At 58.9% G+C, this 16,721-nt stretch carries 16 protein-coding genes; 8 read left to right on the top strand and 8 right to left on the bottom strand.

Annotation, left to right across the window (positions count from 1 at the left end; translation table 11 throughout):
• Positions 1-2 precede the first annotated feature (2 nt).
• Positions 3-1,166, bottom strand: coding sequence for a histidine kinase (locus tag DXY16_RS04355; protein ID WP_115119865.1), 1,164 nt, complete (start codon positions 1,164-1,166; stop codon positions 3-5).
• Between the two features lie 104 nt (positions 1,167-1,270).
• On the opposite strand from DXY16_RS04355, the gene DXY16_RS04360 reads away from it, so the two are divergent.
• From DXY16_RS04360 to DXY16_RS04385, 4 genes are all read left to right on the top strand, one after another.
• Positions 1,271-1,843, top strand: coding sequence for a hypothetical protein (locus DXY16_RS04360; RefSeq protein WP_115119872.1), 573 nt, complete (start codon positions 1,271-1,273; stop codon positions 1,841-1,843).
• A gap of 79 nt (positions 1,844-1,922) precedes the next feature.
• Entirely contained in the window at positions 1,923-2,387 is a 465-nt protein-coding gene (locus DXY16_RS04365) for a cAMP phosphodiesterase (protein WP_244281542.1), read from the top strand.
• A gap of 254 nt (positions 2,388-2,641) precedes the next feature.
• Positions 2,642-5,263 carry an aminopeptidase N gene (gene pepN, locus DXY16_RS04375; protein ID WP_115119876.1) on the top strand — a complete coding sequence of 874 codons (2,622 nt, stop codon included), beginning with the start codon at positions 2,642-2,644 and terminating at the stop codon, positions 5,261-5,263.
• A gap of 543 nt (positions 5,264-5,806) precedes the next feature.
• A complete protein-coding gene (locus tag DXY16_RS04385) occupies positions 5,807-6,202 on the top strand; it encodes an AbrB family transcriptional regulator (RefSeq protein WP_115119896.1) in 396 nt (131 codons plus the stop codon).
• A gap of 59 nt (positions 6,203-6,261) precedes the next feature.
• Here the strand turns inward: DXY16_RS04385 and DXY16_RS04390 are convergent, their stop codons facing one another.
• Complete coding sequence (locus DXY16_RS04390; RefSeq protein WP_244281545.1) at positions 6,262-7,347, bottom strand: glycoside hydrolase family 10 protein; 1,086 nt, start codon at positions 7,345-7,347, stop codon at positions 6,262-6,264.
• A gap of 181 nt (positions 7,348-7,528) precedes the next feature.
• The gene (locus DXY16_RS04395; RefSeq protein WP_115119880.1) at positions 7,529-8,524 is read right to left on the bottom strand and encodes a ribose-phosphate pyrophosphokinase; all 996 of its coding nucleotides are present in this window, start codon (positions 8,522-8,524) and stop codon (positions 7,529-7,531) included.
• Positions 8,525-8,620: 96 nt separating this feature from the next.
• Here DXY16_RS04395 and DXY16_RS04400 point away from each other — a divergent pair, with 96 nt between their 5' ends.
• Positions 8,621-9,109: a hypothetical protein gene (locus tag DXY16_RS04400; protein ID WP_115119882.1), complete on the top strand. Its 489-nt coding sequence runs from the start codon at positions 8,621-8,623 to the stop codon at positions 9,107-9,109.
• Between the two features lie 18 nt (positions 9,110-9,127).
• Here DXY16_RS04400 and DXY16_RS04405 read toward each other — a convergent pair whose 3' ends face one another.
• Positions 9,128-10,105, bottom strand: a complete 978-nt coding sequence (locus DXY16_RS04405; protein WP_244281543.1) for an LCP family protein — start codon at positions 10,103-10,105, stop codon at positions 9,128-9,130.
• 82 nt (positions 10,106-10,187) lie between these two features.
• On the opposite strand from DXY16_RS04405, the gene DXY16_RS04410 reads away from it, so the two are divergent.
• Positions 10,188-11,396 carry a Coenzyme F420 hydrogenase/dehydrogenase, beta subunit C-terminal domain gene (locus DXY16_RS04410; protein ID WP_115019926.1) on the top strand — a complete coding sequence of 403 codons (1,209 nt, stop codon included), beginning with the start codon at positions 10,188-10,190 and terminating at the stop codon, positions 11,394-11,396.
• 8 nt (positions 11,397-11,404) lie between these two features.
• Complete coding sequence (malQ, locus tag DXY16_RS04415) at positions 11,405-12,949, top strand: 4-alpha-glucanotransferase (RefSeq protein ID WP_170953842.1); 1,545 nt, start codon at positions 11,405-11,407, stop codon at positions 12,947-12,949.
• Here malQ and DXY16_RS04420 read toward each other — a convergent pair.
• From DXY16_RS04420 to DXY16_RS04435, 4 genes are all read right to left on the bottom strand, one after another.
• Positions 12,913-13,743 (bottom strand): helix-turn-helix transcriptional regulator, encoded by an 831-nt coding sequence (locus DXY16_RS04420; RefSeq protein ID WP_244281544.1) that lies wholly within the window; start codon positions 13,741-13,743, stop codon positions 12,913-12,915. The genes malQ and DXY16_RS04420 overlap by 37 nt on opposite strands.
• 83 nt (positions 13,744-13,826) lie before the next feature.
• Positions 13,827-14,597: a pseudouridine synthase gene (locus tag DXY16_RS04425; protein WP_115119887.1), complete on the bottom strand. Its 771-nt coding sequence runs from the start codon at positions 14,595-14,597 to the stop codon at positions 13,827-13,829.
• 26 nt (positions 14,598-14,623) lie between these two features.
• Positions 14,624-15,772 (bottom strand): cell wall metabolism sensor histidine kinase WalK, encoded by a 1,149-nt coding sequence (locus tag DXY16_RS04430; RefSeq protein ID WP_115119888.1) that lies wholly within the window; start codon positions 15,770-15,772, stop codon positions 14,624-14,626.
• Between the two features lie 5 nt (positions 15,773-15,777).
• A complete protein-coding gene (locus tag DXY16_RS04435) occupies positions 15,778-16,509 on the bottom strand; it encodes a response regulator transcription factor (protein ID WP_115119900.1) in 732 nt (243 codons plus the stop codon).
• Between the two features lie 123 nt (positions 16,510-16,632).
• Between DXY16_RS04435 and DXY16_RS04440 the strand changes: the two genes are divergently transcribed.
• On the top strand, positions 16,633-16,721 hold an 89-nt coding region (locus DXY16_RS04440; RefSeq protein WP_136989217.1), incomplete at its 3' end, for a sigma-70 factor domain-containing protein.

Below are 16,721 nucleotides of genomic sequence, written 5' to 3' on the forward strand. Positions count from 1 at the left end.
AATTACGGTTCAGACGGACCCTCCGTCAAGAAACTGGTCGCATCATTCTCTGACTTGGCCTGATCCTGTCCCTGCCAGACCGGAACCGTGAAGAAGAAGCAGGCACCCTCTCCCGGTGCTGAGACCACCCAGATCTTTCCTCCGTGCACTTCAACGATGCGCCTGCAGACCGATAGTCCCACTCCGAAGCCTGAGGTTTCGCTAGAGGTTTGCGGCAGGCGCACACGGTCCAGGAAGATCCGCTGCTGCTCCGCGATCGGAATTCCTGGCCCGCTATCGCACACGCTCACCTGAAGCCACTGACTGGTGCGGTGCAGCATGCTGAGTGACACCTTGCCGCCATCTTGGGTGTATTTCAATGCGTTCTCCAGCAGGTTGAGAAGCACCTGACGCATCCGTCTCTGGTCGGCATAGACCTTGGGAAGATCGGAAGGGATATCGGTGTGGATGCCCACATCACGGCCCAGCCACTGTTTCTCCAGCTCGAGAATGGCCTCGGCTGCAACGCTGGCGAGATCGAGTCGCTGGGGATTAAACATGGCTTCCCAGCGCGTGCTGCCAACCTCGAGCAGATCTTTTGACAGCAGGGCAATTTCCTCAAGTCGTCGTTTCAGGACGTCCTGGAAGCGGTTGTGATCGATCTGGCCGAGTTGCAAGCTCTGGAGCGCCAAGGTGGCTGCGGTGAGGGGTGTTCGCAGTTCATGGGCGACCATTCGTAAGAGGCGTTCCTGCGCCTGAAGTCGGTCGATCAGGGTTTCGTTCTCCTGGCGCAGTACCAGAAGCTGGTCTTCCAGTTGCAGCTCCCGCTGAGTGCGGCTTCCGTCCAGTTCTGTGGGTTGGAGGCTGAGCCCGAGGCCGCTGACCACTTCATCCTGTTGCCAGCGTGGCACCCATCCCCGTAATTGTTGGAAGATGCTGGTTCCGGCAAAGACCTGCTTGGGGGCGGGCTGCAGCTTGATCAGTGCAGGTGTCACCACCAGCCGATGCAATTCCAGGAGTTCAGGGTGGCTGGTTGGATCTGCCACCTGCAGGGTGACTTCAAATCCGCAGTCCTCACTCTCAAGGAACTGAATCAGGGATCGGATGTCTCCGCTGGACAGATGGTGCCTGCTGGCAACCAGCAGGAGCTTCAGAGGCTGACGCGGATTGGGAGCACTCCCATCCACAGGACGGAGATTGTCAAAGATGACGCTTACCTTATGGGTTTTTGCAGCGTCGGAGAGATTCGCTATGACGATCTTGTACAGACTGTTGTCTTGCAGGGCCTGTTATGCCGTTACTCCCTCTCGAGCGACGGGGCGCCCAGACTCCCCCTGATGGCCCACCCCCGAGTGAGCGATTCAATCTGGACAGCAATCTGAGGCGTTGGTTCGCTCGCAACTTGGGGTTGTGGCGTTCAAGGCGGCAATACATTTTTCAGCACGATGAAGTGCTCTATCTCGACATGGTGATCCGCGTCGAGATCTTTGCGGAATCTGCCGTTGGAGTGCCTCGCTACCGCTTCACTTGGTGGCCGGAGAAGGAGACTGAGACCTTCGAACGCAAGCTCCCTTATCGAAAAGAAGGCCAGATGGAGGCCACCCTGCTTGGCCATCAGCTCCAAAGGGATAGGGCCTACTTAGAAGACATGCCCGTTCGCACTCAGATCCGTCAGGTGGATGAGCATGAAGTGGTGTTCGAATCGGATTATGCCGATTGGCACATCCTTGAACACACCCGTCTGATCGATCAGGACCGCTATCGTTCCCGAGCGATTTACAGCTGGCAGAACGGCGAACTGGCGATCGTGGAGCACCACCATGAAACCCGGATGGAGGATGCCACTGAGCCCATCTCGGCCTGATCGCCCAAAAGCTCAGATGGGGGAGTTTTGCCGATTCAATCAGATTTAGTCATCGATTGACTGGTCGATCACCCCTTATATGGGGCACGATGGCTCGGAGATCCGATTCCGTCAGTTGTTTAACTTTTCCCGCAGCATTCGAGTTCTGTTGTCGGCTTCACTGGCCGCAGCACCCCTAAGCCTGGTCAATCCAGCTGCTCATGCCCAGCAGCTTGAAAGCTCCACCCCGGCGGCTCAAGAGGACATTTTCCTCTACCGGGGGATGGGCTCGTCATACGTTTGTAACGCTAGTGCGGCCAAGGTGGAATTCCCTAAGGCGGTGGGCATTGCCTCAGCGACCTATGTGCAGATCCTCAACGGTCGTCATGGCGGCATGGTTGCGTCGGCCGGCAGCAACAAACTCACGAACGAGCAGTTGTTTGCAGGTGCTGAATTCCAGATCATTACCGGTGCCATTCAGTATTGCCCTGATGTTGTTCCTGCCGATGTGAAGGCAAAGGTCCAAGAGGCGATCAAGAAGCAGAGCGCCTCTGCTGGCAACTGATCCAGTTCAGTTCCTTCACGCCTAAATCCAAGCCCACAGTTGCATCGCGATGCAACTGTGGGCTTTTTCGATGGTCTCTTGATCGGGGGTTCCGATTGGCTGAGGCCAACATCCAGCCCAATGCGTGCGCGCTTCTCGTCGGCTCGAAAAGGATGCGTTCTTGCTTTTTGCGTCGGTGGTTTTCAGCCCCTGTGAGCGCCTGACGTCACCCAAGGCCAGTGGACACGCCAGGATCAGGTGACTGAGCGATCCCTATGGCCCCAGCTTCCACTGTGCGTCTCCTCGATTATCGGCCGTATCCATTCGCGATCCCTAGCGTCAGTCTGGATGTGGTGATTCAGGACAGGCTGGTTCAGGTCACCAGCACGATGGCGGTGGAGCCGCGCGCATCAAGTGCTGACTCAGAAGCGATGCATTTGTGCGGCGTGGAGCTTGAGCTCCTCGAAATCCGCATCAATGATCGGCTGCTCGCTTCCGTCGATTACAGCGTCGAGACCGGCCGATTGGTGCTGCATCATCCGCCTTCAGAGCCTTTTTCCTTGACCACGGTCTGCCGGATTGATCCGTGCTCGAACGCATCGCTGGAAGGTCTCTATGCCAGTGGGGGCATGCTCACCACCCAGTGCGAGGCAGAAGGGTTCCGCCGCATTACCTTCCATCCGGATCGTCCGGATGTGCTGAGTCGCTACCGGGTTCGCATTGAAGCGGACCGGCAGATCTATCCAGTGCTCCTTTCCAACGGCAATCTGATTCGTACCGGGGAGGTGGCCTCGGCCTCCGGTCGTCACGAAGCGATTTGGGACGATCCCTTCCCGAAGCCGTCCTATCTCTTTGCTCTCGTGGCGGGTGATTTGCGCGAGGTTCGCGACAGCTTCAGAACCGCATCTGGCAGGGATGTGGCGCTGCGTTTGCATGTGGAACCCGGTGATGAGCCATTCACGGCGCATGCGATGGCATCGCTGAAGCGTTCGATGGCCTGGGATGAGAAGGTTTATGGCCTCGAATACGACCTTGACGAGTTCAATACTGTTGCCGTGCGCCATTTCAACATGGGCGCGATGGAGAACAAGAGTCTCAATATCTTCAATTCCAAGTTGGTGCTTGCTGATGCGGAAACGGCCACGGATGGCGAATTGGAACGGATCGAGAGCGTTGTTGCCCACGAGTACTTCCATAACTGGTCCGGAAATCGCATTACCTGTCGTGATTGGTTCCAGTTGTCCCTCAAGGAGGGACTCACCGTCTTCCGTGATCAGTGCTTCACGGCTGATCTGCATTCACAGGCCTTGAAGCGCATCGAGGATGCCTCCATGCTGCGCAACACCCAGTTCCGGGAGGATGCTGGCCCTACGGCACACCCTGTGAAGCCAGATGCCTACCAAGCGATCGATAACTTCTACACAACGACGATCTACGAGAAAGGGGCAGAGTTGATTCGCATGCTCCAGACCCTTCTCGGCAAGGAGCGTTTCATGCGGGGGATGGGGCTTTATTTCCGTCGGCATGACGGTGAAGCGGCCACAACCAACGACTTTGTCGCAGCGATCCTGCAGGGAGCGCTCCAGGACGGCGAGCCCTTGGGGTTTGATCCGGAACAATTTGAACGTTGGTATGTCCAGGCCGGCACCCCCGAGGTGCAGATTGCGCGTGGTTGGGATCCACAGCATGGGCGCCTGACTCTCACCATCCGTCAGACCACGGCAGCTACCCCCGGGCAGCCTGATAAGCAGCCGCTGGTCATTCCTCTCCTGTGGTCTCTGGTTGCTGCCGATGGTGAACCAGGGGAGGAGCAGCTGTTGGTGTTGGATCAGCCGGAGCAGACCCTTGTTCTGGAGGGGCTTGCTCCAGCTGAACAACCACCAGCCTTGTCACTGTTTCGCCAGTTCTCCGCACCAGTGCGTTGGCAGGCGGATCAGTCGATGAAGGAGTTGTTCCATCTCTTTGCTTATGACAACGATCCCTTCGCCCGTTGGGATGCAGGCCAACAGCTCTGGCAGCGTTTGCTCTTGGCCCGGGCCGCAGGTGCCGTTGATAGTGCCTTGGAGAAACAGATGCAGGCCTCCTTGGAGGTTCTGCTGGCCGCTGATGGTGAGCAGGATCCCGCTGTTCTCGTCACTCTGCTGAGTTTCCCTGGCGGAGCCGAGCTTGAGGCTCTGCAGGAGGTGGCTGAACCTCTTGACCTCTATCTGGCCGGTTGTGCCTTGCGAGAACAGCTGGGCACAGCCTTGGCCATTCCTTTGCAGGCCCGGTTGGAGAAGATGGGGCCACAGCTCGATCAGGTCTGGCCTGAAGGTCAGGGTGAACGGCAGCTCACTGGTTTGATCTGGAGCTGGCTTGCTGCCGCGGGTGATCAACAGGTGAGGGATCAGGCGCTAGATGCGGTCACTGGCCCCTCGATGACCATGGCCCGTTATGGCCTTCGTGTCCTCCAGCCCCTCGATTGTGTTCAGAGAGAGAAGGCTTTGCAGCGTTTTCACGATCGTTGGCAGCAGCGTCCGGTGATCTTCGACACTTGGTTCGCCCTGGAGGCTTCCACTCCACGCGCCGATGGTCTTGAGCGGATTCAGACCTTGCTCGACCATCCTCGTTTCGATCCGATGGCCCCCAATGCTGTGCGGGCGGTTCTTGGAGGCCTGGCTGGAAATCCTGTGGTCTTCCATGCTGCGGACGGCAGCGGCTATCGCTTCATGGCACAGCAGATCATCGAAGTGGATCAGCGCAACGCGATCACGGCATCCCGACTGGCGAAGGTGTTTAGCCGTTGGCGCTTTTACAGCAAGGAGCGTCAGCGTCAGGTGCTTGAGGGGCTGGCACTGCTGGAGTCAGCAGAGTTGTCCGCCAATACCCGGGAGGTGGTGGACATGATGATGGCCTGATTGTGAGCTCTTCAACCCATCAATGTTGTCGGCCTCTTTTCGAGGCGACTGCTGCCATTGTTTTTTCCACAAAAAAGCCGGTCAGGAGACCGGCAGGGTGATGGGGTTTCCACAGTTTATCGGCTTTTGGGCTGTTTTGGCGCTTTTTACGCTTGGTTGGACGCGAAAATAGGCCTCTTTTTCCACAGCTTCTGCTGCTTCGCTGGCTTGCCACGGCCAGGTCTGGCGGCTCTGTTGATGGCGGGGATGCCCAGCGACTGCTGATGGTGGGCGATTCAGGGGCTCAAGCAGGTGGCAAGAGCTTGCTCAAGGCCGAATCGGCCTGTTCCCCTTTGGTTGTTGGTTGCCCTGATAATCGCAATCGAGACTGTCTGTTGGTAGGAAGAGAAGTTTGATCGATTCACTGATGGGGTGGGCTTTTGTACTCACTCAATTGCTCAATGGTCTTTCATGTTTTGAGACAAGTCTTTCTTGAACGATCTCTGTCTTGCCTGATTAAGTGATGGGTGTGTATGTTTCTAGTAATTCATTTCAACAATGGAAATGCTCACTGGATCTGAACTGCTGGCCAAAGTCAAGGAATTGGGTGATGTCTCCAAGACTGATCTGGCCACGGCCTGTGGGTACGTTTCTGATAAGAAAGACGGTGGTCAACGGGTTAACTTCACCAGCTTCTATGAGGCTCTTCTCAATGCCAAGGGCATTGACCTGGGAAGCGGCACAAAGGGAATCGGCAAGGGTGGCCGCAAGCTCTCTTATGTGGCCACCGTTCAGGGCAATGGCAACCTTCTGATCGGTAAGGCCTATACAGCAATGCTCAATCTTGAGCCTGGCGATGAATTCGAAATTAAGCTTGGGAAGAAGGCGATCCGTCTGATCCCAACAGGTGCAGCAGCCACTCACAGCGACAGCGCAGCCATGGAAGACGGCGAAGACTGAACCTCCGCATTGTTAGGTCGCGTTCCTGCCCCGCCCTAGAGCGGGGTTTTTTGATGGAATCATTTCGATCGCTCGAGGATTGACTCCCCAGGAGTAGTTCCAAGCTGCTGGAAGACTTTGCGCCTGAAGGTCGCTCCTTCACGACCCGAATGTGCACCCCAAAGTCCTTCCCAGTAAAAGAAAATCACTCCGTAGCCTCGTTCATGGCTGAGACGCATTTTTTCCGCAAGAACTGGCATCGGAGTCGTTCGTTTTCCGAAGCCTGCAAGCACTCCGATCTGCACAGGCATTCCCCATTGCCGCGCTTTGCGCAGCGCGGGTTGATCCAGATCTTTCGCGAAACCTTTGAGGGAATAGGCATAGTTCTGCACCACAAGATCTTCGATCAGCTCACCGACTGCCCACAGCTCCCAGTCCTGCAACCAATGGTTGTAGGCAAAACGGAAGGGGCCTGGTGACAGTGAAATACGTTTTGGTAGGGCTTCACGGCCGAGGCGCTCGCGTAACTCCCTGAGCAAGCCTGTGAGCTTGCGACGTCGCCAGGTCATCCAGATGCGGTTGGTGTGATCACGCGGAGGTTCCACACCGGTTTCCTGCCGATAGAGGGCCACGGTGTAGGGGTCGTAGCCCATTTCCACCGGCCAGGCGAAATGGTCGTCGAGCTGGAGGCCATGCATGCGGCAGCGCTTGAGGACCTCCACCACCAAGCCGATGAAGCGTTCCCGCACCTCTGGGTGGGCGGGATTGAGCCAGACCATCTCCTTGCCGTGCATTCTCATGATCGTGTTGCCATTGGCCTTCGCAAGCACCCATTCGGGATGGTCCTGCACTACCGCCGCTGTGGCGGGCTCCATCAGGCCGTATTCAAACCAGGGGATCACCTTCATTCCCCGTTTGCGGGCTTCTGCACTGAGGGTGCAGATCGGGTCCAGTTCCAGTCCGGCAGCGGCGAGATGTGGTTCTACGGGGACGAATTGACTGCGGTGAAAGGTCGTGCCCCTGCTCCAGACATTCGGATAGATCGCGTTGAAACCGGCCGCCTGGAGCTCCTCCACTGCCTGGCGGATGCGTGCATGGCTGTAATAAACAGGACTCGGACTGTTTGTGATCCACACCCCCAGCGTTCTGGGTGGCGGCCCGTTGATCGGAAGTTGGCTGAGGTTGGCCCTCGAAGCTGGAGGAGGCGCGGCTTCGGCGTTTGCCCGTTGAGCGATCGCCAAGCTCAGAATCGCGGCGAGCCCTGCACCGAAAGGAGTGAACAAGCCTCGCCCGGTCTGTGGACCGATCCCGGGCCGCTTGCCCTGAAATGCAAAAGCTTTCACGACTTCAGCGGAACATCGAGCTCACAGAGCTTTCTTCGTGAATGCGCCAGATCGCTTCACCAAGCATGTTGGCTACCGAGAGAACCTTGAGCTGGGGGAATGTTCGGTCGGATGCAATCGGGATGCTGTTGGTGACCACCACCTGCTCGAACAAACCATCCGCGGAGAGGCGCTCACAGGCTGGCGGGGAGAAGACAGCGTGTGTTGCGCAGGCCAGCACTCGCTGGGCACCCTGCTGGCGAAGCAGACGTGCACCGGAACAGATCGTGCCGCCTGTGTCGATCATGTCGTCGATCAAAATTGCGGTCTTGTCCTTCACATCACCAATCACGGTGAGGCTTTCCGCCTTGTTATGACCAGTTCGGCGTTTGTCGATGATCGCCAGCGGGGCATCGTTCATCTGTTTGGCGAATGCCCTGGCCCGGGCTACACCACCGACATCCGGTGACACCACCACCACCTCGCCAAGCTCCTGGGCGGAGAGGTAGTCAACCAGGACTGGGGAGCCGTAGATGTGATCGCAAGGGATATCGAAATAACCCTGGATCTGAGCAGAGTGAAGATCCATCGCAAGCACTCTGTCCACGCCTGATTTGGCTAGGAGGTTGGCGGTGAGTTTGGCCGTAATCGATTCGCGTCCAGCTGTTTTGCGATCGGCTCGCGCATAGCCGTAATACGGCACCACCGCTGTGATTTGACGTGCTGAGGCCCGACGACAGGCGTCGACCATGATCAGCAGCTCCATCAGGTGGTCGTTCACCGGAGCACAGGTCGGCTGGATCAGGAAAACGTCGCAGCCACGGATCGATTCTTGAATTTGGACGTAAAGCTCGCCGTCGGCGAAGCGCTTGCAAACCCTCGGGCCGTCTGGAACGCCCAGATAGGCTGAGATCTCCTGGGAGAGAGCCGGATTCGCCGTACCGCTGAACAGGCGAAGCCGGCGATTGTCCTGGTGGATCTTCTCCTGCTCTGCACGGGCTGCAGTGAGAAAACTGGTCACGACTCCCGCAAACGAGAACAGCTGTCACCCGATGGTAGTGCCGAGCCTGACGGCCTTCATCACAGGTCGGTGGTTCAAGCTCGTTAAGGTCTGCTGATGCTCGATCAGTCCATGGTGGTGATTGGCGCCGGGCCCCTGCCCGAGCTGCTGATGCGCGGGGCCTGCACAACCCTCGCAGAAGCCTTTGGGGTCCCGTTGAGCACCATTGCAGTCGGCGAGTCTCCCCAGTCGTTCTTGGCTGACCTGCATCGTGATGGTCCTCATCTGGTGCGGTTGGCCGGTGATTCCGGTCGAGTCGCTGTTGATGGCAGTTGCTGGATCGATGCCCTTGGCGCTTGGCGGGTTCCCACCTTGTTGTTGGCAACACCTCTTGCTGATGGGGCAATCCCTGGCGTGGTTCCGGCTTATCTCGCTCTTTGTCAAAGCCGCCGTGTTCCTCTGATCGGCCTGATCCAGATTGGAGGTGCCTGGCGCTTGAGCGAACGGCGCCGGGATGGATTGCCGTGGTCAGGTTGGATGGCCGATCACGGTGATGAGGGCCTGGATGCCTTGGTGACCGTGTTGCAGCGTCAGCTCAGACGCTGAAGGGTTGTTTTCATTCCCTTAGTTTTTTGGCGGCCAGAGTGGGAAGGGGGCCCCGGCTTTGAGTTGCCGCAGGGGTTGCTCCCCTGCCCTGGGAGCCAGCGGCAAGGTGGAGATGACGGGGGGTTGTTTGCTGCTCAGAGCTGCTGCGGCGAGGCTCAGCCACTCCTGGCTGTTCATGTCGCTCTCCACCTGGCTGCTGAGATCATTCACTAATCCAGGCAAGACGAGAATGGCGTTGGGCTGGAGCATCTGATCGTGAATGGCACGAACTAGCCATTGCTGCCGCAGGCGCCGTTCATGGTCCTTGAGGGGATCAGGACGGAACCGGGCCAGCTGCTCAGCCTGGGCTGCATTGAGGGTCTGGCGTCCGGCCTGCAGATTGACGCTGTAGTTCTGGCGTTGATCGGTGTGGCTGAGGGTCTGATTGAGACGCACGTCGAGGTCACCGAGACCGTTCACGAGGGTGCGTAGTGCCCTGCGAGGCATCACCACATAGCGGCTTGGCTCACCTTCTTTCAGTCCGACCACGTCTGCGACCACATCGGCGGTCAGCGCCACACCACCCTCGCGGTAGCTCCTGGCCAGGGGTTGCATCGCGGCGGCCCCCGGCAGGTTCACCCCCAGTTCTGTTGGAAGCTGAAGAATTTGAAGTGGCCTCTCTGGCTGCACCCGGATCAACATCAGGCTGTCGGCATTGGCTGGCCCTTGCGGTGCCGCTCTGTTGATCGAATCGTTGATGCCATTCGCATCCACACCCACCACCATCACCGTGACCGGTGTGCTGGGAAAGGGCGCCAAGCTGGAGGGGGCATCGGCTGAAGGCAGCGTCGGTGCGACGCGGTCGGCCTTCGGCCACAGCGTTGTCAGGGCTGTTCCCACCACCCAGACACTGCCAATTGTGGCTGCAATCCGAAGCACTGTCCTCAGGGGATGCTGACCAAGCCAACGGCGCTGTTTGCCCTTTTGGGTGTCCTGTTCCTGTGCCGGGGCAGCCATCAGCCGTGCTGATTTCAAAGGGTGCCCAGTCTTGCTCAACTTCAGCTGTTTAGCGTTGGAAGCGTCAAGGCCCGCCCGATCTGTGACGCAAGCCCCTGCTTCCCCCGCTCCCCATGAACGGGCCAGGCCCATTCCACGGGATGTGGTGCGGCCAGCCAAGGACCTCTGCAGCGACTGTGGTCTTTGTGATTCACGTTGGGTTGCCTACGTGCGTCAGGCCTGCGCGTTTCTCCATCAGGATTTCGAGGGGATGGAGAAGCGCCACCACGGCCGCAGTCGTGACCTCGACAATGACGATGAGCTTTATTTCGGTGTGCAGCAGCGCATGCTCACCGCCCGCATGCGTCAGCCAATCGATGGTGCGCAGTGGACCGGGATCGTCAGCCACCTTGGTGTTCAAGCTCTCAAGAGTGGTCTGGTCGATGCCGTGCTCTGTGTCCAGCAGAGCCCTGATGACCGCTTCACACCGATGCCGGTTCTGGCCCGCACGCCTGAAGAGGTGCTTGCAGCACGGGTGAATAAACCGACCCTCTCCAACAATCTGTCTGTGCTTGAGCAGTTGCCGGGCAGCGGTATCCGTCGCTTGCTGGCCATTGGTGTTGGCTGTCAGATCCAAGCCTTGAGGGCTGTGCAGAACACCTTGCCGCTGGAACAGCTCTATGTGCTCGGTCTGCCCTGTGTGGACAACGTCTCCCGTGAGGGTTTGAACACCTTTCTGCACAGCGCCAGTGCTTCCCCGGACACGGTGGTGCACTACGAGTTCATGCAGGATTTCCGAATTCACTTCCGCCACAAGGACGGTCGCCAGGAAACAGTTCCCTTCTTTGGTCTCGATACACCCCGCCTCAAGGATGTCTTTGCTCCGAGCTGTCTGAGCTGTTTCGACTACACCAATGCTGGGGCTGATTTAGTGGTGGGCTACATGGGTGCTGAATTTGGCCGCCAATGGCTGGTGGTGCGCAATCAGCTCGGAGCTGAGTTGCTGGATTTAATCGAAGCGGATCTCGATATCGCCCCTGTCACCAGCCGGGGGGATCGGCGGGCGGCAGTGCAACAGGGCATCGATGCCTATGACAAGGCCATCAAGCTGCCGATGTGGTTGGCTGAGGTCGTTGGCTGGGTTGTGCAGCGCATCGGTCCGAAGGGGCTGGAGTACGGACGCTTTTCAATTGACTCCCACTTCACGCGCAATGCCCTTTGGGTACGGCGGAACCATCCCAAGCAGTACGGTCGCCATCTACCAGCCTTCGCGCGGAAGATCATCGAGCGCTACGAGTTGCCCAAGTCGTGATCCTGGCGATGGTGTTGTCTTCCACTACAGAGGTCACTGCCCCTGCACCTGCAGGAGCCATTGGGGTTCTGCTGCACCCCTCTGCCCTACCGGGAAGTCCTGTCTGTGGTGGGTTCGGAGCTGCGGCGCGTGATTGGTTGCAGTCTCTGTCTCGTCACGGCATCGGTGTCTGGCAGGTGTTGCCGTTGGCGCCGACTGACGGCACTGGATCCCCCTACAGCTCCCCGTCCAGTTTTGCGATCAACCCTTGGTTTCTGGATGGCCAGGATCTGGTCGATCAGGGCTTTCTGTCAGAGCAGGCCCTGAACGCTCTGCCTGGACAATCAGCCGATTCCGGCCCTCTGCAAGCTTTGGACTGCCAGCTTGCTGATGAGCGGGCCGAGGCTCTCGCGCGGGAGCTGGAGAAGGCCTGGAAGGAACAGTCTTCTGAACGACACCGCTGTTTCGAACGCTGGTGTTTAGCCCAGGGGGATTGGCTGGAAGAGCATGTCTGTTTTGTGGAGCTGCGCAGGCAGCACAAGGGCCTGCCCTGGTGGGAGTGGCCTCGCCCGTTTGCTCGACATCGAGCCAGAGCTCTGCGGGCCTGGAAAGCAGACCATCAACGGGCCTTGCAGGCTCAGCGATTGCTCCAGTGGCAGCTTGATCAGCAGTGGCGAGGTCTGCGAGCGTTCGCGGATGAGCTTGGAGTTCGTATTTTCGGCGATCTCCCTTTCTATGTCGCCCGTGATAGTGCCGATGTTTGGAGTCATCGTCGCTTGTTCTCCATCGAGGCAGACGGCACGTTGACCACCCAGAGCGGTGTGCCGCCCGATTACTTCTCCGCCACCGGTCAGCTCTGGGGCACTCCGGTGTATCGCTGGTGGCGGCATCGCCTCACCCGGTTCCAATGGTGGCGGCAGCGCTTGCGCCGTCAGTGGCAGCTTCTGGATTTGCTGCGGCTGGATCATTTCCGTGCTTTGGCGTCGTACTGGGCCGTACCTGGTGGCGATGACACCGCCGCTCGAGGGGTCTGGAAGCCGTCACCGGGCCATGCTTTATTGCGCTGTTTGAAAGCTGATGGTGATGGCCGCTTGCCCCTGGTCGCTGAGGATCTGGGGGTGGTCACCGATGATGTGGAAAACCTGCGTGACGGCTTCGACCTGCCGGGAATGAAGATCCTGCAGTTCGCCTTCGACGGCAATCCAGACAACCCCTACCTTCCGAACAATATCCACGGCAACCAGTGGGTTGTTTACACCGGTACCCATGACAACCCCACCACGATTGGTTGGTGGCAGGGACTGGATGCTGACGCCAGGGAGCGGGTGGCCCAGGCGGTGGGTCAAGAGGTCACAGCTCCGGGCTGGCAACTGCTTGAGCTCGGGCTGGCCTCTCCCGCAGGTCTGGTGGTGACGCCATTGCAGGATCTCTTGCATCTTGATGATGCTGCGCGCTTCAACACCCCCGGCACGGTTGGTGGTAACTGGATCTGGCGTCTTCCCTCCCTGGATCATGCGGTAGAAGACGCCCTCAAGGGTTACGGCGAGCGGGGGTCGCTTTGGGGTAGGCGATAGCGACCAGGTTGATCGCTAATGGGTTGTTGAGGCTGACCATTCCAAAGCACTTGATCCTCTGGCTGCGGAGGGGGCTGCAGATTCAGACTGATCGGTGCCAGCAGTTGCAGGGTTAACTGCCCCTGGCTGCCTTTCAGTTCACTACGGTCTCCACCCGCACTGGAAAAACGGATGGTGCTCGGCTGACTGAGCTTGAGCTGCAGTAGGCCGAGGGCCTGGCGATCCTCGGAGGCGATGGTCTGAGGATCATTGCTTGTGGCTGACGTTGGCGGTAACCACTGCACCAGTGGGCGTCTCAGGGCGTCTTCAAGCGGTCGCAGCCCAGGCAGTCCAGGTTCGCTCCCTTGCGTGCGGTTGCTGATCTGGAGGTCAGCCGCCGTCGGTGCGATCGGTTGTAGTTGCTGACTGTTGCGTTGGGTCAGGTGGCGCTGTTGCTGATTCAGCGCCATCAATGTCCCCAGCATCAGCACCCCATACACCACGCTTCCTTGCCAGGTGCTGACGATGTCAATACTGCCGATGGTGAAGCGGCTATTGCCAGTGGTTTTGCCCCGCAGCTTGCTGTTCGTCGTTGTGGGGAGGGCCCCTTGCAGGCTGTCGGGTGCCAGCTCAAGGTGGCGCTCCAGTTGGGCCAACATCGCGCCGAGGTAAGCGGCTTCGGGCAGGCGATCACTCCATCCTCTCTCCAGGGCTTCAAGCACGGGAGTGGTAATGCGCACCTCTCGTGAGAGGTCTCGCATGCTTAGCCCTCGCTGTTCCCGCCGTTCTTTGAGCAGCTGGCCTGCCTGCTGCAAGGGCGTGATCTGATCAGAACTCTCGCTTGTGAAACCGCTTGTCGCCTGGGACGATCTGCGCCGAGGCCAGAGCCTGGGAAATCTCATCGCGGCGTGCTGGTCAATGCACGCCATTCTCCCTTGTTTAAAGGGCGCCAGCGACCCTCCGCCAAGGATCCGAGAGCGACGGTTGCGATTGCAATCCGTTGAAGATCGATCACCGGGTGGCCCAGCTGTTCCGCGACCCGCCTGATTTGGCGATTTCGGCCCTCTCGCAACACCACCTCCAGCAAGGTCTCTCCACGTTCGTGCTCCAGAGCACGAACCGTTGCGGGCTGGGTGATGCGGTCATCCAAGGGCAGTCCCTGGCGCCATGCCTCCAGGGTGCTGTGTTTCGGCTTGCCCCGGACCCAGACCCGGTACGTTTTGGGGTGGGAGTAGCGGGGGTGAGTGAGATGAAGAGTCAGCTCTCCTTGGTTTGTGAGCAGCAGTGCTCCGCGGCTGTCTGCGTCAAGACGGCCGACGGGGTGTAGGCCGTCTTGACGGAGTTCGATCGGCAGCATGTCCAGCACGATTGGGCGTCCTTGCGGGTCATGACAGCTGCTGATGACCCCTTTGGGCTTGTTCAGTAGCAACAGCCTCGGTTGGGGTGCGCTTGGAATCGGTGCCCCATCCACGCAGATGTGGTCTTGGCTTGGGTCGGCTCGGTCCCCTAGCTGAGCCACCCTGCCATTGATGCTGATGCGTCCGGCTCGAATCCAATCCTCTGCATGGCGTCTGGAACAGATCCCGGCGGCAGAGATCAGTTTTTGCAGGCGGTCGCCGCGGGGGGCTCCAGCCGGAGAACTTGTTTCAGGCTTGTGATTGTTGCTCAAGGGCCTTGACCGGGACGAACCACACTTCAGACGTTGTCGGTGTTTCGAGGTAACAGCAGTTCCATGCTGGCGCCACCACCGGGGTGGTTGCGGGCCTGCACCCTGCCTCCGTGGTTGACAGCGATTTGCTGCACAATCGCTAGACCCAGCCCGCTGCCGCTTTGATTGGATCGGGTCCTGGAGGGATCTCCTCGGTAGAACCTCTGGAACATTTTTTCGAGGTCTGGCTCGCTGAGTCCCTGGCCGTGGTCGCGAACAGCCAGCAACCACCAGCCGCCGCTGGGCTGGATCTCCACCTCCACCTGGCTGCAGTCGGGTGAGTACCGCAGTGCATTGTCGAGCAGATTGAGGATGGCGCGATGCAGTCGTGGCTGGTCTCCTCGGAGCGGTGCCGTGATCTGATCCCGGATTGCCAGGCTGACGCCCCTTTGTTCGGCTAGGGGCCGGATGCTGCCCCAGGCACTCGCCACCAGTTCATTCAGCATCAGCGGCGAATAGCTGTCGTTGTCCATGGGCAGGCTGTTCTCCAGCCGCGATAGCTCCAGCAGGTCTTCGACCAGGAGTTGCAGGCGTCGCAATTCCTTTTGCAAACGTTGAACCAGTACGGTGTCGCCCTCCCCGACGGCCGTTTCGAGTCTGTCGCTCACGAGCATTAAGGCTGTGAGAGGCGTCTTGAGCTCATGGGCGACATCACTCACCCACCGCTCTTGCTGCTGTTGTTGGGCCTCTAGGGACTGACGACTCTGCAGCAAGAGCAGGAGCCATTCGTCTGATCCAGGTAGCACGATCGTCTCGAGCGGCTCGCCACGCATGTCCCATTCGATTCTTTGAGGGCGTTGCTGGTGACGCACGCTCACAATCGCCTCATTGATTGGGTCGACATGGAGCACTTCGTCGAGTCTTTGGCCTCGAACCAGGGTTTGATGGGAGATGCGCAATAGGCGTTCGGCCTTGCCGTTGATGTAGGCGATGCTCAAATCCGGTTTCAGGATTAACCAGCCTTGAGTGGCTTCATCGATCCAGGCCAGCAGCTGGGGGGTGCTGAGGGGCTTGCGCTCTTTCGCGCGGGCGTCAGCCCTTTGGCGAGTTCGTCTTTGTTGGCGTTGGATCAGCCAGGTCAAGCCAGTCCCGATCACGAGGCCGGTCGCAAGTCCAAGCGTCCATTCCGTTGACATCGTCGTTATCCGAAGCGATATCCGAATCCGCGCACTGTGCGGATGTGTTTTGGCGAGGAGGGCTGGTCTTCGATTTTTTCCCGAAGCCAGCGGATGTGCACGTCAACGGTTTTGGTGTCGCCGACAAAATCGATCCCCCAGACCTTCTCAAGCAGCTGATCCCGACTCCAGACTCTTTTGGGGTTCTTGATGAATAACTCAAGGATGCGGTATTCCTTCGGCGAGAGATTGAGATCTTGCTCGTCACGTGTGACCCGGCACTCTTGGGCATACAGGCAGAGATTGGCGTGGCGCTGCATTTCATTGGTGCAGTCCTCCACGACGTTCGGTGGCTGTGAACGACGCAGCAAAGCGCGGCAGCGCGCCACGAGTTCGCGGATCCCAAAAGGTTTGACAAGGTAATCGTCCGCTCCGACCTCAAGGCCGAGCACCCGGTCGGTTTCACTATCCCTGGCGCTGATCACCAGGATGGGTGTGTTGTTGTTCTGGCTGCGCAGCTGGCGGCAGAGATCCAGGCCTCCAAGCCCAGGCAGCATCAGATCGAGAACGATCAGATCCACAGCTTCGCGGCTGGAGCTGGTGAGGGTCGACAGAGCCTCAGCCCCGTTGGCGCAGGATTGCACCACAAAGCCTTCGGCTCTGAGGGCTTCGTCCACGGTCTCCCGGATTGAGTCGTCGTCCTCGATTACGAGAAGACTTGCGGCGGTCACGAGCGGTGCAGAAAGCGTGTTTGTCACCGGGTGATCGGATTGAGCCTCATCATTGTGGCGAATCTTCCCAGCAGAGTCCAATCGGGTGTGGGGTTAGAAATCCCGGCAACGGTGGTAAATTACGAAACCAGTCGGTTTCGTAATTGATCGATGGCGCCCCTGTCCCTTCTGCCTGATGCAGATCTGGTGCGTTCGTATCTGCGCGATATCGGTCGAGTGCCGCTGCTGAGCCACCAGCA

The sequence above is a fragment of the Synechococcus sp. UW105 genome, from assembly GCF_900473935.1.
Taxonomy (GTDB): domain Bacteria; phylum Cyanobacteriota; class Cyanobacteriia; order PCC-6307; family Cyanobiaceae; genus Synechococcus_C.

Excerpts from the sequence above, each read along its gene's own strand:
- DXY16_RS04360 (WP_115119872.1), top strand. The coding sequence starts at position 1,271 with ATGCCGTTACTCCCTCTCGAGCGACGGGGCGCCCAGACTCCCCCTGAT.
- DXY16_RS04365 (WP_244281542.1), top strand. The coding sequence starts at position 1,923 with ATGGGGCACGATGGCTCGGAGATCCGATTCCGTCAGTTGTTTAACTTT.
- pepN (WP_115119876.1), top strand. The coding sequence starts at position 2,642 with ATGGCCCCAGCTTCCACTGTGCGTCTCCTCGATTATCGGCCGTATCCA.
- DXY16_RS04385 (WP_115119896.1), top strand. The coding sequence starts at position 5,807 with ATGCTCACTGGATCTGAACTGCTGGCCAAAGTCAAGGAATTGGGTGAT.
- DXY16_RS04400 (WP_115119882.1), top strand. The coding sequence starts at position 8,621 with ATGCTCGATCAGTCCATGGTGGTGATTGGCGCCGGGCCCCTGCCCGAG.
- DXY16_RS04405 (WP_244281543.1), bottom strand. The coding sequence starts at position 10,105 with ATGGCTGCCCCGGCACAGGAACAGGACACCCAAAAGGGCAAACAGCGC.
- malQ (WP_170953842.1), top strand. The coding sequence starts at position 11,405 with ATGGTGTTGTCTTCCACTACAGAGGTCACTGCCCCTGCACCTGCAGGA.
- DXY16_RS04430 (WP_115119888.1), bottom strand. The coding sequence starts at position 15,772 with ATGTCAACGGAATGGACGCTTGGACTTGCGACCGGCCTCGTGATCGGG.